The sequence below is a fragment of the Streptomyces sp. NPDC102278 genome, from assembly GCF_044766345.1.
Lineage (GTDB): Bacteria > Actinomycetota > Actinomycetes > Streptomycetales > Streptomycetaceae > Streptomyces.
The window spans coordinates 92729-107520 of record NZ_JBIWLV010000014.1; the positions used below are offsets into that span (position 1 = coordinate 92729).

Below are 14792 nucleotides of genomic sequence, written 5' to 3' on the forward strand. Positions count from 1 at the left end.
GAGCCTACGGCCTGCCGGAGCACCCGGGCGGGCCACGCCGGGCCGGGCGGTCAACCGCCCGGCCCGGGCACGGGCCACCGCCCGGCGCGGACGGGCGGCGTCACGGCCGCCGCGCCGGAACGCTCGTACGGGTGAACAGGTCAACGGACGTCACGCGACGAACACCGGCGGGCCGGTCGCCGACCCGTCATGGCCGGGCCACACGGTTCAGCCCGCGCGCAGCGCCATCGTCATGGCCTCGACGGCGAGCAACGGGGCCACGTTCCGGTCGAGCGCGTCCCGGCAGCCGATGATCGCCTCGATGCGTCGCAGGGTGCGCTCCGGGCCCGAGTCCCGGGCGATCCGGTCCAGGTCGGCCCGTATCTCCTCGTTGGCGATGGCCAGGCCCGAGCCGAGCTGCAGGGCCAGCACGTCCCGGTAGAAACCGGTGAGGTCGGTGAGCGCCAGGTCGAGGCTGTCGCGCTGGGTGCGGGTGCGGCGGCGCTTCTGCCGGTCCTCCAGCTCCTTCATGACGCCCGCCGTGCCCCTTGGCATCCTGCTGCCCGCGCCCGCTCCGGCCCCGAGCGCCGCCCGCAGTTCCTCGGTCTCCTTGGTGTCGACCTCCTCGGCGAGGTACTTGGCGTCCTCGGCGGCGGCGTCGACCAGCTCCTGGGCGGCCTTGAGGCAATCACCCACGTCGTCCACCCGGAGCGGCAGTCTGAGCACGGCGCTGCGCCGCGTCCTGGCCGCCTCGTCGGTGGCCAGTCGGCGGGCCCGGCCGATGTGGCCCTGCGTGGCGCGGGCGGCCGCGGCGGCGAGGGCGGGCTCGATGCCGTCACGGCGCATCAGCACCTCGGCGACGGCGGCCACGGGCGGGGTGCGCAGGGTCAGGTGCCGGCAGCGGGAGCGGATGGTGGGCAGCACGTCCTCCAGGGAGGGCGCGCACAGCAGCCACACCGTCCGCGGAGCCGGTTCCTCCACGGCCTTCAGCAGGACGTTGCCGGCGCCCTCGGTGAGTCGGTCGGCGTCCTCCAGGACGATGACCTGCCAACGTCCGACGGCCGGCGACAGCTGGGCCCGGCGGACCAGGGCGCGGGTCTCCTTCACACCGATGGACAGAAGATCGGTACGGACGATCTCCACATCGGAGTGCGTACCGATCACGGTGGTGTGGCAGCCTTCGCAGAAGCCGCAGCCCGGTTCCCCGCCGAGGGCCCGGTCGGGGCTGGTGCACTGGAGGGCCGCCGCGAAGGCGCGGGCGGCGGTGGCCCGTCCCGATCCGGGCGGGCCGGTGAACAGCCAGGCGTGGGTCATCTTGGACCCGGTGGGCAGCGTCGTCCCGTCCGAGGTGGCCGTGACCTGGGCGTCGGCGTCACGGGCGGCGGCAGCGAGCTGCGTCTGCACGCGCTCCTGACCCACCAGGTCGTCCCATACGGGCATCCCGCCCACCACCTTTCACTGTCCGTGCGTAGCTGCACACACATTCTGACGGACGGCACTGACAGCGACGGCACGTCCGCGTCGTCCGCAACCGTCGGCAGCCGTCAGCACCGCCGGCGTCCCGGGGCGCTCTGTCGGCAGCCGTCAGCACCGCCGGCGTCGCGGGCCGCTCTGTCCGCAACCGTCAGCACCGCCGGCGTCCCGGGCCGCTCAGCGGCGGCGGCCCCGACCGTCCTCGTCGTCCTCGTCGCGCTCGCGCGGCCGCGGGCCCAGCAGTTCGTCCGCCAGTGTCGGCAGGTCGTCCATCGGGGTCGCCTCGGCCCAGTCCGACGGCGTCCGACGCGGCCGTCCGTCGTCGTCGACGACCGGAAGCTCACGGGTCACGTCGTCCTCGCGGTCGGCGTTCGCGCCCCTCCCGCGGTTCCCCGTGTCCCGGAAGATGTCCGAAGGCACCCGGTCCGCGGGGCTCTCCTGGGGGCGGCGCGTCGTCGGCCGGGAGGCGGACGGGGTCCGCCCCGAGGGCGCGGGCGCCGACCGTGCGGGGCCATCGGCCGGACCCGTCTCACGGACCGGCGGCAGCACCGAGGCCCCCGCGGCCGGGTCGACCTTCGGCACGGGAACCGTCTGGGTGACGTCGTCGGGCTGCACCAACCGCTTGATCACCGGGGTTTCCAGCGTGACGGCGTCGTCCGGGTGCGGGTTCTTGCGCATGCCGACCTTGGGCGCGGGCGCCTCGGCAGGGGCATCGGCAGGTACGGAGGACGTCGAGGCGGGAGCCGGGCGCGAGGTCGGCGCGGGAGCCGGGGGCGGCTTCGGAGCGGACGTCGGAGCGGCGGCCGCCCGGGCCGCCGAGGCGGCAGCCGAGGCCTCCGCCAGTCGGCGTGCCTCCTCGGCCCTGAGCAGAGCCTCCTCGGCGCGGCGCTGCTTCTCCAGCCGCCGGTCCTCGGCCTCGGCGCGCTGCCTGGCCTCTTCCTCCGCCTGGGCGCGCAGCCGCTCGGCCTCCGCCGCGCGGGCCTTCTCCTCGGCTTCCGCGCGCAGCCGCTCGACCTCGGCCCGGGCCCGGGCCTCCTCGGCGACGCGCAGTCGTTCCTGTTCCGCCTTGCGGACGGCCTCGGCCTCGGCGAGCCGGCGTGCCTGCGCCGCCTCGGCCTCGGCCTTGACCCGGGCCTCCTCGGCCTCGCGGGCCTTGCGGGCCTCCGTCTCGACGCGCACCCGTTCTTCCTCGGCCTTGCGCGCCGCCTCTTCCTCGGCCTTGCGCTTCGCCTCTGCCTCGGCGAGCCGCCGGGCTTCGAGCTGCGCCGCGATCTCCTGCTCGGAGAGCGGCAGCATCCGGTCCAAGCGGTGGCGGACGACGGTGGTGACCGAGCCCGGGTCCTGCCCCGCGTCCACCACGAGGTAGCGCCCGGGGTCGGCCGCGGCCAGCGTCAGGAAGCCGGAGCGCACGCGCCGGTGGAACTCCGCGGGTTCCGACTCCAGCCGGTCCGGCGCCTCGGTGAACCGTTCCCGCGCCGCCTCCGGCGACACGTCGAGCAGCACGGTCAGGTTCGGTACGAGCCCGCCCGTGGCCCAGCGGGAGATCCGGGCGATCTCGGTCGGGGACAGGTCGCGGCCCGCGCCCTGGTAGGCCACCGAGGAGTCGATGTAGCGGTCGGAGATGACCACGGCGCCCCGTTCCAGGGCGGGTCGGACCACGGTGTCCACGTGTTCGGCCCGGTCGGCGGCGTACAGCAGTGCCTCGGCGCGGTTCGACAGCCCGGCCGAGGACACGTCGAGCAGGATCGAGCGCAGCCGCTTGCCGACCGGGGTCGCTCCCGGCTCGCGCGTGACGACGACCTCGTGGCCCTTGCCCCGTATCCAGTCGGCCAGCGCCTCCACCTGGGTGGACTTGCCGGCGCCGTCACCGCCTTCCAGGGCGATGAAGAAGCCGGTGGTGGAGGCGGCCTGGAGCGGTTCCCCGCCGCGCAGTGCCTCGCGCAGGTCGCGGCGCAGCGGTACTCCGCGACGATCGTCGACCTTGGTCAGCACCACCACGGCGACGGGCAGCAGCAGGGCGCCGACCAGCATCAGGGTGAAGGCCGCGCCGCCGTGGGCGAAGACGACCTCGCCGCCGGTCAGCCGGTGCGGGCCGATCCCGGCGGCCAGCAGCGGGGCGGCCACCGCCCCGACGGCCACGGCCACCCGTACGACGGCCTGGAGGTGCTCGGTGACCCGGGCCCGACGGAATTCCTCGGTCTCCTGGTCCAGCAGGGTGTGCGCCGTGTTGGCGGCGGTACCGGCGGCGGTGCCCGCGAGCAGGGCCAGGAACAGTCCGGTCGCCATGTCCGGGACCAGCCCGACCAGCAGCAGGGCGAGCCCGGTGACCGCTATGGCGAGGGCGAGCAGCCGCCGGCGGGACAGGGCGGGCAGGATCTTGCCGGCCTGGGTGGCGCGGATGCCGAGGCCGGTGCCGCCGACCAGCGCGAGGACCAGCAGCGCGTACGAAGCGGGTCCCCTGCCCAGGTCGAAGGCGTGCAGTACGGAGACGGAGGCGGCGGAGGCCACCCCTCCGGCAACGGCGGCGGAGGCCAGGACGAGCAGCGGGACGGCGCCCGTACGACCCTTGTCGGGCCGGTCCCCGGCCTTGGGGGCGCGCAGGCCCTCCAGCGGGGAGCGCGGGCGCGGGGTCTTCGTGCCCGGCAGCACCAGGGGAAGCAGCAGTGACACGGACGCGGCGAACAGGCCGGCGGCCACGTAGGACCCCAGGGCCGCCTGGTTCGCGGCGAACCAGTCCACGCCGAGCCCCAGCGCGCGGCCGACCAGTGTCGAGGCGAGCAGCGCGGCGGCCGCGACGGGCAGCGCCACGAAGGCGGTACGCAGGGTCAGGCGCCGCAGGGTGTCGAGGTGGTCCGGGAGCGGCCGTACGGTCGCCCCTTCCGGCGGCGGCGCGGGGAGCAGGGCGGGAGCCGCGCTGTCCTTGGCCAGCGTCCACAGTCGTTCGGCGGCCCCGGAGACGAAGACGGTGGCCAGCAGCGCGGTCATGGCGTGCGCCGGGATCCAGTCCAGCCAGAGCGGGGCGACGACGAACAGTCCGATGCGGACCCCGTCGGCGCCGACCATCGTCCAGCGGCGGTCGAGCTTGCCGCCGGGGGCGGTCAGCTTGGCGAGCGGCCCGAGGAGCACGGCCCCGAAGAGCACGGTGGCCACGACCCGGACCCCGAACACGGCCGCGACGGCCAGGGCCGCTCCGCGGTACCCCTCCCCGAAGGTTCCCTCGGAGACCGCCGCCTGATAGGCCAGCAACACCAGGACCAACAGGGCAAGGGCGTCGCCGATGCCGCTGACCAACTGGGCACTCCACAAACGCCGCAGTCTGGGCGTGCGCAGGAGGGCGCGCACCGCACGCTCGCGGGAGTCCGCGGCCAGGGCTTCGTCGTAGGTGGCGTTCTCGTCGGCGGTCTCGGTGTCGGTCACGACCGTCGGCTGCTCGGCTCGCGTCATCCGCCCAGCCTATCCGCTGTGCTTCGTGGCTGCGGAGGCCTGTGGACAACCCCGGGTGTGACCCCGAACCCACCGCTCGACCCGCCCTCCCCCGGGAAACCGAAGGGCCCCCGCGCAGCATGCGCGGGGGGCCCTTCACGACTCGGTTCGGCCGGCCGAGAACGCCGGCGTCCGGCGACTAGTCGTCTGACGCCGCCGGAGCGGTCGTCGCCTTCTTCGCCACCGTCTTCTTCGCGGCCGCTGCCGTCTTCTTGGTCGCCGTGGCCTTCTTGGTCGCCGTGGCCTTCTTGGCCGTCGTCGTCTTCTTGGCCGCCGTCTTCTTGGCGGTCGTCGCCGTGGCCTTCTTGGCGGGCGCCTTCTTCGCCGTGGCCTTCTTGGCCGTCTTCTTCGCCGGCCCCTTCGCCCGCTTCTCCGCGAGGAGTTCGTAGCCGCGCTCCGGCGTGATCGTCTCGACGTCGTCGTCCCGCCGCAGCGTCGCGTTCGTCTCGCCGTCCGTCACGTACGGACCGAAGCGGCCGTCCTTGACCACCACCGGCTTCTCGCTCACCGGGTCGGTGCCCAGCTCCTTCAGCGGGGGCTTGGCCGCGGCCCGCCCGCGCTGCTTCGGCTGCGCGTAGATGGCGAGCGCCTCGTCCAGCGTGATCGAGAACAGCTGGCCCTCGGTCTCCAGGGAACGCGAGTCCGTGCCCTTCTTCAGGTACGGGCCGTAGCGGCCGTTCTGGGCCGTGATCTCCACGCCCTCCGCGTCGGCTCCGACGACCCTGGGCAGGGACATCAGCTTGAGCGCCTCGTCCAGCGTGACCGTGTCCAGGCTCATCGACTGGAACAGCGAGGCCGTCCGCGGCTTGACCGCGTTCTTGCCGGTCTTCGGCGTGCCCTCGGGCAGGATCTCCGTCACGTAGGGCCCGTAACGACCGTCCTTCGCGACGATCTGGTTCCCGCTGACGGGGTCGGTGCCCAGCTCGAACTCGCCGCTCGGCTTCGCGAAGAGTTCCTCCGCGTACTCCACCGTGAGCTCGTCGGGGGCCATGTCGTCCGGCACGTCGGCCCGCTGGTGGCCTTCGGTGTCCTTCTCGCCCCGCTCGACGTACGGCCCGTAGCGGCCGACGCGCAGCACGATCCCCTCGCCGACCGGGAAGGAGGAGATCTCCCGGGCGTCGATGGCGCCGAGGTCCGTGACCAGTTCCTTGAGGCCACCGAGGTGGTCGCCGTCGGCGGGTACGACCTCGGACGCGTCCTCGGCGCCGAAGTAGAACCGCTTCAACCACGGCACGGACTGGGCCTCGCCCCGCGCGATGCGGTCGAGATCGTCCTCCATCTTCGCGGTGAAGTCGTAGTCGACGAGCCGGCCGAAGTGCGTCTCCAGCAGGTTGACCACGGCGAACGACAGGAAGGACGGCACGAGGGCCGTGCCCTTCTTGAAGACGTAGCCGCGGTCGAGGATGGTGCCGATGATCGACGCGTAGGTCGAGGGGCGGCCGATCTCGCGCTCTTCCAGCTCCTTGACCAGCGAGGCCTCGGTGTACCGGGCCGGCGGCTTGGTCGAGTGGCCGTCCGCCGTGATCTCCTCGGCCGACAGCGCGTCGCCCTCGGCGACCTGCGGCAGCCGCTTCTCACGATCGTCGAGTTCGGCGTTCGGGTCGTCCGCGCCCTCGACGTAGGCCTTCATGAAGCCGTGGAAGGTGATCGTCTTGCCGGACGCGCTGAACTCGGCGTCACGGCCGTCGGAGGCCCGTCCGCCGATCTTCACGGTCACGGAGTTTCCGACCGCGTCCTTCATCTGGGAGGCGACGGTCCGCTTCCAGATCAGTTCGTAGAGACGGAACTGGTCGCCGGTCAGGCCGGTCTCGGCCGGGGTGCGGAAACGATCACCCGAGGGTCGGATCGCCTCGTGCGCCTCCTGCGCGTTCTTGACCTTGCCGGCGTACACGCGCGGCTTCTCCGGCAGGTAGTCGGCTCCGTAGAGCTGGGTGACCTGCGCCCGCGCCGCGTTCACGGCGGTGTCGGAGAGCGTCGTGGAGTCCGTACGCATATAGGTGATGAAGCCGTTCTCGTACAGCTTCTGCGCCACCTGCATCGTCGCCTTCGCACCGAAGCCGAGCTTGCGCGAGGCCTCCTGCTGGAGCGTCGTCGTGCGGAACGGGGCGTACGGGGAGCGGCGGTACGGCTTGGACTCGACCGACCGGACGGCGAACGAAGCGCTCTCCAGTGCGGTGGCGAGCCCCCGGGCGCCGGCCTCGTCGAGGTGCAGCACCTCGCTCTTGAGCTTCCCGTTCGAACCGAAGTCACGGCCCTGGGCGACGCGCTTGCCGTCGACCGTGTTCAGGCGGGCGACCAGCGTCGAGGGGTCGGAGGCGTCACCGGCGCGGCCGGTGCCGAAGGTGCCGGTGAGGTCCCAGTACTCGGCGGAACGGAAGGCGATGCGCTCGCGCTCCCGCTCGACGACGAGGCGGGTGGCCACCGACTGGACCCGGCCCGCCGACAGCTTCGGCATGACCTTCTTCCACAGGACCGGCGAGACCTCGTAGCCGTAGAGGCGGTCGAGGATGCGTCGGGTCTCCTGGGCGTCGACCATGCGCTGGTTGAGCTCGCGCGGGTTGGCGACGGCGTCGCGGATCGCGTCCTTGGTGATCTCGTGGAAGACCATCCGGTGGACGGGGACCTTGGGCTTGAGGACTTCCTGCAGGTGCCACGCGATGGCTTCGCCCTCGCGGTCCTCATCGGTGGCGAGGAAGAGTTCGTCGGACTCGGCCAGCAGCTCCTTGAGCTTCCTGACCTGGGCCTTCTTGTCCGCGTTGACGACGTAGATCGGTGCGAAGTCGTGTTCGACGTCCACGCCGAGGCGACGGACCTCGCCGGTGTACTTGTCGGGAACCTCGGCCGCGCCACTGGGGAGGTCGCGGATGTGCCCGACGCTCGCCTCGACGACGTATCCCGGGCCGAGGTAGCCCTTGATCGTCTTCGCCTTGGCAGGGGACTCGACGATGACGAGTCGGCGGCCGCCCTTTGCGGTCTCGCTAGTCGGGGACAACTTGGCTCTTCTCTCCGGTCGGCACTCGGTCGCGGTACGGCGACGCTGCGGAGTGTGACGGTACAACCCGCACCCGTGTCAAACGGCACAAGCCCGCAACGGCCACTCGAACGGTAACCCGACAAGCGCCGTTTCTGCCGCCCGGATGCCACGGCGGACCCCCCACGGTCACCGGGCGGAGTGGCCCCGGGGCCGTCTGGCCCCCGGCCGCGCCTTGCCGCCCGGCCCTTGCGACGTCGGGTTTCCCACTCGGAGAAACATCATCCGTGAAGGGCGCCTCAGAACCGCTGGAGGCACCAGACGCCGAGGGCCGACGAGCCGAATCCGGACAGGAGCGCGAGGGGCACGGCGACGGCGGGGCGTACGCCCTCGGCCACCGGCGCACGGTGTAGGGCCCGCGCCCCTGTCCAGCCGAGCAGAGCGGCCCCGAACAGCAGGAACACGAGCGCGGAGAAGAGCGCCGGACCGCGTTCCATGCCGTTCCCCCCTTGCCCCCGGGCCGCTCCGGGATCCCCCCGGATCCCGCTTCCCGGGAGCCTGCCGGCCGAGGGGGTACGGCAGGCGAACCCCGGGTTACATCACGGCTTCGGCGCCGCCCCCCGGCCCGGCCCGGCGACGCCTACGGGGCGGGATCGCGCACGGGGTCCAGGAAGCCCTGCTCCACCAGCATCCGGATCGCCTCCGGGGTCCGGTCCCGCAGCACCACCGGGTCCTCCTGCATCAGCTGGGCGATGGCGTCCAGGATCCGGCCGGCGCTGAGTGAGCCGTCACACACTCCGGCGAACCCGGCCCCGACGGTGTCCACCTTCGTGGCCCGGCGCATTCCGCGGTTCTGCCGGAGCACGACGTGCTCGGGGTCCTCCGCCCCGGGCGCGCCGACCTGTTCCTGGACGATCTCCTCGGCCAGGACGAAGTACCCCGCGAGCAGCGCGGCGTCGTCGTGTTCGCGCAGGTAGTCCTGACGGGCGAAATGCGCCACGACGCTCTCGCCCAGCGGCTGCTCCACCGAGTGCGGCCACTCCTCGACCACGATGGAGGGCTCGGCCGCGTCCGTCCGGCGCAGGGTGATCCAGCCGAAGCCGACGGCCTTGGTCTTGCGGGCCTCGAACTCGTCCAGCCAGTGCGCGTAGCGGCGCTCGTACTCACCCGGGTCGTCGCGGTGGTCGCCCGCGTCCCGCAGCCAGAGTTCCGCGTACTGCGTCACGTCCTGCACGTCGCGCTGGACGATCCACGCGTCGCAGCCGCGCGGCACCCAGGAGCGGAGCCGGTCATGCCAGTCCTCGCCCTCCACGTGCTGCCAGTTGCCGAGGAACTGCGCGTACCCGCCCGGGTTCAGCCGTTCGCCGGCCTGCTGGACCAGGGTCCGGCACAGGTCGTCGCCGCCCATGCCGCCGTCCCGGTAGGTGAGCCGGGCGCCGGGGGAGATCACGAAGGGCGGGTTCGACACGATCAGGTCGAACGTGGCCTCGCCGACCGGCTCGAAGAGGGAACCGGCGAGCAGTTCGGCCTCGGCCTCCCCGGACAACGCCAACGTCAAACGGGTGAACTCCAGGGCCCTCGGGTTGACGTCGGTGGCCGTGACCCGTGTCGCGTGCCGGGCCGCGTGCAGGGCCTGGATGCCCGATCCGGTGCCGACGTCGAGGGCAGAGCCCACGGGGACGCGGACGGTGATTCCGGCCAATGTCGTGGAGGCGCCGCCGACTCCCAGGACCACGCCCTCCTCACGGCGGCCGATGCCACCGGCACCGCCCACGGCGCAGCCGAGGTCGGAGACGATGAACCAGTCCTCACCGTCCGGACCGCCGTACGGGCGCACGTCGACGGTGGCGTACACCTCGTCGCCCTCCCGCCGCAGCCAGCCGTCCTCCAGCGCCGCGTCGACGGGCAGCGCCGTGCGGGCGTGTCCGTACGACACGGACCGGCGAAGCAGGAACAACCGGACCAGGCTCGCGAGCGGATCGTCCGCGCGGTCTCGGGTGGCGCGCAGGGCGGGGACCGTCTCGCTGCGGGCCAACGCGGCGTAGGCGGGGGCGCCGAGCACGTCGAGCAGCCCGTCGGCGGTGAAGCCGGCGGCCAGCAGGGCGGCGCGGAGCGCGGCGGCACGGTCGGGCGAGGGAAGGCTGGTGGTACTCACGCGTCCATTGTGGCCGCTGGGCCCGGCAATCGTGGCGGCCCACCCCGGGCATTCGGTGAACGCGACGGCGGCGGGGCCGGGGTCACCGGCCCCACCGCGTCGGCGACAGGGACTAACCCGTCGTCGTCTGGACCTGGCAGCCCGGCTGGCCGTTCATCGCCTTGTCCAGGCCTCCCGTCTTCAGCTTGTCCAGGGCCTGCTTGCCGCCCTGCGTCGCCGACTCCAGTCCGCCGGCCACCTCCTTGAGGCCCTCGGCGAACTTCGTCTGGTCCTTGACGTCGAGGGCGTCCATCTTCACCTTGAGGTCGGCGTAGCCCTTTGAGGTCGCCGCGAAGCCCTGGACGGCGGCGCTCTGCGTCTCCTCGCCGCCCTTGACCGGCGGAACTCCCGCCCCGGTCAGGGCGGTGCCCATGGACTTGTAGGCGTCGGACATGACCTGGAACGCCGCCGAGTCGGTCTGCTGGACCTCCTCCGGCTTGCTGCTCTCCGTGGCCACGCGCTTGATGTCGACGTTGGAGGTCTCGATCTTCTTGAGTTGGGGTCCCCACGCGTCACAGACCTTCTTGGCCCACGCGTCGGTCTTCTTCTGCCCGTCGTCCTCGCCGCCGCATCCGGACAGCACGAGCATCAGCACCGCACCGCCGGACACTGCGGCCGCAAACTTCTTGTTCACCGGATTGGTCCCTTCGAAGACTCTCGGCCCGGAAGATACACGCCCACCCTGGGCGGACACGGAAAGGCGGACGGACGGCGCGTCAGTCCGCGCCGCCCGTCCGCCGTTCGGTCGTACCCTCGAACCCCGTGCTGGACGGGGCCCGAGGCCCTTCGGGACACCGACCGGGAACCGCTCGGGGCCCGGCTCGGGGAGGGTCAGGAAACCACCGCCGGGTCAGTGGGCTGGGCCACACGCTCGGCCGCGCCGTCCTCGCCCTCGTCGCCCACGGCGATGCCGCGCCGCTTGGACACGTACACCGCGACGATGATGACGCTGATGGCCAGGATCGCGACGATCGCCCGCACGGTCGGGCTGGTGTCGTCGCCGTAGCTGAACTGCACGATGGCCGGGGCGATCAACAGGGCCACCAGGTTCATCACCTTGAGCAGCGGGTTGATGGCCGGGCCGGCGGTGTCCTTGAACGGGTCGCCGACGGTGTCGCCGATGACGACCGCGGCGTGGGCCTCGCTGCCCTTGCCGCCGTGGTGGCCGTCCTCGACGAGCTTCTTCGCGTTGTCCCACGCCCCACCGGAGTTCGCGAGGAACACCGCCATCAGGGTGCCGGTGCCGATGGCGCCCGCGAGGAACGAGCCGAGCGCGCCGACGCCGAGCGAGAAGCCCACCGCGATCGGGGTGAGCACGGCGAGCAGGCCGGGCGTGGCGAGCTCGCGCAACGCGTCCTTGGTGCAGATGTCCACGACGCGCCCGTACTCGGGCTTCTCGGTGTAGTCCATGATCCCGGGGTGCTCGCGGAACTGCCGGCGCACCTCGTAGACGACGGCCCCCGCGGAGCGGGAGACGGCGTTGATGGCGAGTCCGGAGAACAGGAACACGACGGCCGCGCCCAGGATCAGGCCGACCAGGTTGTTGGGCTGCGCGATGTCGAGGCTGAGGTTCATCTCCCCGGCCTTGGCTCCGACTTGCTTGACCGCGGTGGCGATGGCGTCGTTGTACGAGCCGAAGAGCGCGGCGGCGGCGAGCACGGCCGTGGCGATCGCGATGCCCTTGGTGATGGCCTTGGTGGTGTTGCCCACGGCGTCCAGGTCGGTCAGGACCTGCGCGCCGGCGCCCTCGACGTCCCCGGACATCTCGGCGATGCCCTGGGCGTTGTCGGAGACCGGTCCGAAGGTGTCCATGGCGACGATGACGCCGACGGTGGTGAGCAGGCCGGTACCGGCCAGGGCCACCGCGAAGAGGGCCAGCATGATCGAGGTGCCGCCGAGCAGGAAGGCCCCGTAGACGCCGAGGCCGATGAGCAGCGCGGTGTAGACGGCGGACTCCAGGCCGACCGAGATGCCGGCAAGGACGACAGTGGCCGCGCCGGTCAGCGAGGACTTGCCGATGTCCCGTACGGGGCGCCGGCTGGTCTCGGTGAAGTAGCCGGTCAGCTGTTGGATCAGGGCGGCGAGCACGATGCCGATGGCGACGGCGACGACGGCCAGGATCCGCGGGTCCCCGGCGTGGTTGAGGATCGCGGGGTCCTCGACGCCGACGAGCTCCTTGTAGGTGGCCGGCAGGTACGCGTAGACGGCGATCCCGACGAGCACCAGGGAGATCGCGGCGGAGATGAAGAAGCCGCGGTTGATGGCGGTCATCCCGCTGCGGTCGGATCGGCGCGGGGACACCGCGAAGATGCCGATCATGGCGGTGACGACGCCGATGGCGGGAACGATCAGCGGGAACGCCAGACCCAGGTCCCCGAAGGCGGCCTTGCCGAGGATCAGCGCGGCCACGAGGGTGACGGCGTAGGACTCGAAGAGGTCGGCCGCCATGCCGGCGCAGTCGCCGACGTTGTCGCCCACGTTGTCGGCGATGGTCGCGGCATTGCGGGGGTCGTCCTCCGGAATGCCCTGCTCGACCTTGCCGACCAGGTCGGCGCCGACGTCGGCGGCCTTGGTGAAGATGCCGCCGCCGACACGCATGAACATGGCGATCAGCGCGGCGCCGAGCCCGAAGCCCTCCAGCACCTTGGGGGCGTCCGCGGCGTAGACGAGCACGACGCAGGAGGCGCCGAGCAGACCGAGGCCGACGGTGAACATGCCGACCACGCCACCGGTGCGGAAGGCGATCCTCATGGCCTTGTGGGCCACTTCGGTCAGGTCCTTGGCGGGTTCGCCCTCGGCGGGGGTGGCTTCCCGCGCGGCGGCGGCCACGCGGACGTTCGCGCGGACCGCGAGGCGCATGCCGATGTATCCGGTGGCGGCCGAGAAGAGCGCGCCGACGAGGAAGAAGGCGGAGCGGCCCGCCCGCTGCGACCAGTCGTCGGCGGGGAGCAGGAAGAGCAGGAAGAAGACCACGACGGCGAAGACGCCGAGTGTGCGCAGTTGTCGTCCGAGGTAGGCGTTGGCGCCTTCCTGAACGGCGGCGGCGATCTCCTTCATGCCGGTGGTGCCCTCGTCGGCCGCGAGCACCTGGCGGACCAGGATCTGCGCGACGACGAGTGCGAGAAGTGCGACCGCTGCAATCACGATCACGATGAGCCGATTGTCATCGGTGAGTACTGCGGCGGCCAGATCGGAGTTGCCGATCGGCGCGTTGGGGGTGAAGAGCCCCGTCATTCGTCCTCCTTGACGTGATGAGCTCAAGATGTGGACGGATTGTAGGGAGCGCGACCTGATCAAAACAGTGGGCGGGAAACGTAATTGGCCTGCACTTGCTCCTCAGCAATAGATCACGTCACTCCATTACCCTCGAAAGTGGTAATGGGGCAAAGGCATTGACGCCTGGTCATCGAAGTGGGAATTCATGGCGGGACAGCGAAAAAGGCCCCGCGGAGCAGGGCCTTCGAAGATCGGACGATGTGAAAGGAGTACCCGTTCGGGGACAGCGGGACGGGCACGCGACGGGGCGCGAGCCCATCTGTTCGGACGTCTGTTCCCGGCACGGCCGCCGCCGACTGTGCATCGATGGCGAAGAGCCGGCATGCGGGCGGAAGTGGCGGACCCACAGCCTCGCCGCGCACCCGGCAGATCCAGGGGCCGGGACAGGGGAAAGATCCGCGTGCCGGCCGAAAATCGACCCTCAAGGGGCCATTCGGGTGGCAGGGGCCCTACGGGAGCGCGGAAATCTTCGCCACGGGCCAGCTCATCCGGATGGTGCCGCCGGCTTCCCCGCTGGTCACCTCGACGTCGTCGACGAGTCCACTGATCACGGCGAGGCCCATTTCGTCCTCGCCCTCGTTGTCCGGGTCCAAGGCGGCCGCGATGCCCGACACGGCCTCGGCGGAACCGCCGGCCGCGCCGGGAACGTCGTCGCCGACCTCGATGGAGAAAACTTTCTCCTCCTCGGTCAGCACGACCCGGACGGGCCCGGTCAGTCCGTTGCTGCGGTGCAGCCCGACGGCGCGCGAGCAGGCCTCGCCCACGGCGAGGCGGACCTCGTCGAGGACGGCTTCCTCCACACCGGCCCGCCGCGCCACGGCGGCCGCGACCAGGCGGGCCGTCCGGACGTGTTCGGGCTGGGCGCTGAAGCGCAGTTCAACGGTGGCCATGCGCGTCCCCCTCGGACTCTGGGCGCGGACCAACGGGCGCGCCTTGACAGGGGCCCGGACCGACCGTGGTCCGGTACCCCCCGCTCCTCGTCGGCTTCTGACGGCCTTTCGGGCCGCCGGAAACCGTCAGTCGGTGGCGTTGACGGCGTCTTCCACAGTCGTGTGGATCGGGAACACCTTGGTCAGACCGGTGATACGGAAGATCTTCAGGATGCGCTCCTGGTTGCAGACCAGACGCAGCGAGCCCTCGTGCGCACGAACACGCTTGAGGCCTCCCACGAGCACACCGAGGCCGGTGGAGTCGAGGAAGTCCACTCGCTCCATGTCGACAACCAAGTGGTAGCTGCCGTCGTTGACCAACTCCACCAACTGCTCGCGCAGCTTGGGCGCGGTATACACATCAATCTCGCCACCGACCTCTACGACCGTGCGGTCGCCGACAGTGCGAGTCGACAGGGACAGGTCCACGGATCCTCCAGCACCTTGCTATCGAGCGGCGCCCCCCAGGGGCCTCCCCGTCCGAAGA

At 71.8% G+C, this 14792-nt stretch carries 9 protein-coding genes; all 9 read right to left on the reverse strand.

Annotated features, from left to right (window positions below):
* Nucleotides 1-207: 207 nt before the first annotated feature.
* Entirely contained in the window at nt 208-1419 is a 1212-nt protein-coding gene (locus ACIRO3_RS28395; protein WP_404141533.1) for a DNA polymerase III subunit delta', read from the reverse strand.
* A gap of 210 nt (nt 1420-1629) precedes the next feature.
* Nucleotides 1630-4896 carry a dTMP kinase gene (gene tmk, locus ACIRO3_RS28400; protein ID WP_404141535.1) on the reverse strand — a complete coding sequence of 1089 codons (3267 nt, stop codon included), beginning with the start codon at nt 4894-4896 and terminating at the stop codon, nt 1630-1632.
* A gap of 178 nt (nt 4897-5074) precedes the next feature.
* The gene (gene topA / locus ACIRO3_RS28405) at nt 5075-7927 is read right to left on the reverse strand and encodes a type I DNA topoisomerase (protein ID WP_404141537.1); all 2853 of its coding nucleotides are present in this window, start codon (nt 7925-7927) and stop codon (nt 5075-5077) included.
* A 278-nt stretch (nt 7928-8205) separates the two neighbouring features.
* On the reverse strand, nt 8206-8403 hold the full coding sequence (locus ACIRO3_RS28410; RefSeq protein WP_361770063.1) for a hypothetical protein: 198 nt from the start codon (nt 8401-8403) through the stop codon (nt 8206-8208).
* A gap of 143 nt (nt 8404-8546) precedes the next feature.
* Nucleotides 8547-10061 (reverse strand): methyltransferase, encoded by a 1515-nt coding sequence (locus ACIRO3_RS28415; protein ID WP_404141539.1) that lies wholly within the window; start codon nt 10059-10061, stop codon nt 8547-8549.
* 112 nt (nt 10062-10173) lie between these two features.
* On the reverse strand, nt 10174-10734 hold the full coding sequence (locus tag ACIRO3_RS28420) for a small secreted protein (protein ID WP_361770069.1): 561 nt from the start codon (nt 10732-10734) through the stop codon (nt 10174-10176).
* A 197-nt stretch (nt 10735-10931) separates the two neighbouring features.
* Nucleotides 10932-13334 carry a sodium-translocating pyrophosphatase gene (locus tag ACIRO3_RS28425; RefSeq protein ID WP_365998230.1) on the reverse strand — a complete coding sequence of 801 codons (2403 nt, stop codon included), beginning with the start codon at nt 13332-13334 and terminating at the stop codon, nt 10932-10934.
* 491 nt (nt 13335-13825) lie between these two features.
* Entirely contained in the window at nt 13826-14266 is a 441-nt protein-coding gene (locus tag ACIRO3_RS28430; protein WP_404141541.1) for an ATP-binding protein, read from the reverse strand.
* 126 nt (nt 14267-14392) lie between these two features.
* Nucleotides 14393-14734 carry an anti-sigma factor antagonist BldG gene (bldG, locus tag ACIRO3_RS28435; RefSeq protein WP_008743037.1) on the reverse strand — a complete coding sequence of 114 codons (342 nt, stop codon included), beginning with the start codon at nt 14732-14734 and terminating at the stop codon, nt 14393-14395.
* Between the last annotated feature and the right edge of the window lie 58 nt (nt 14735-14792).

Coding starts and splice junctions, on each gene's coding strand:
- tmk (WP_404141535.1), bottom strand. CDS start 4,896: ATGACGCGAGCCGAGCAGCCGACGGTCGTGACCGACACCGAGACCGCC.
- ACIRO3_RS28410 (WP_361770063.1), bottom strand. CDS start 8,403: ATGGAACGCGGTCCGGCGCTCTTCTCCGCGCTCGTGTTCCTGCTGTTC.
- ACIRO3_RS28430 (WP_404141541.1), bottom strand. CDS start 14,266: ATGGCCACCGTTGAACTGCGCTTCAGCGCCCAGCCCGAACACGTCCGG.
- ACIRO3_RS28395 (WP_404141533.1), bottom strand. CDS start 1,419: ATGCCCGTATGGGACGACCTGGTGGGTCAGGAGCGCGTGCAGACGCAG.
- ACIRO3_RS28425 (WP_365998230.1), bottom strand. CDS start 13,334: ATGACGGGGCTCTTCACCCCCAACGCGCCGATCGGCAACTCCGATCTG.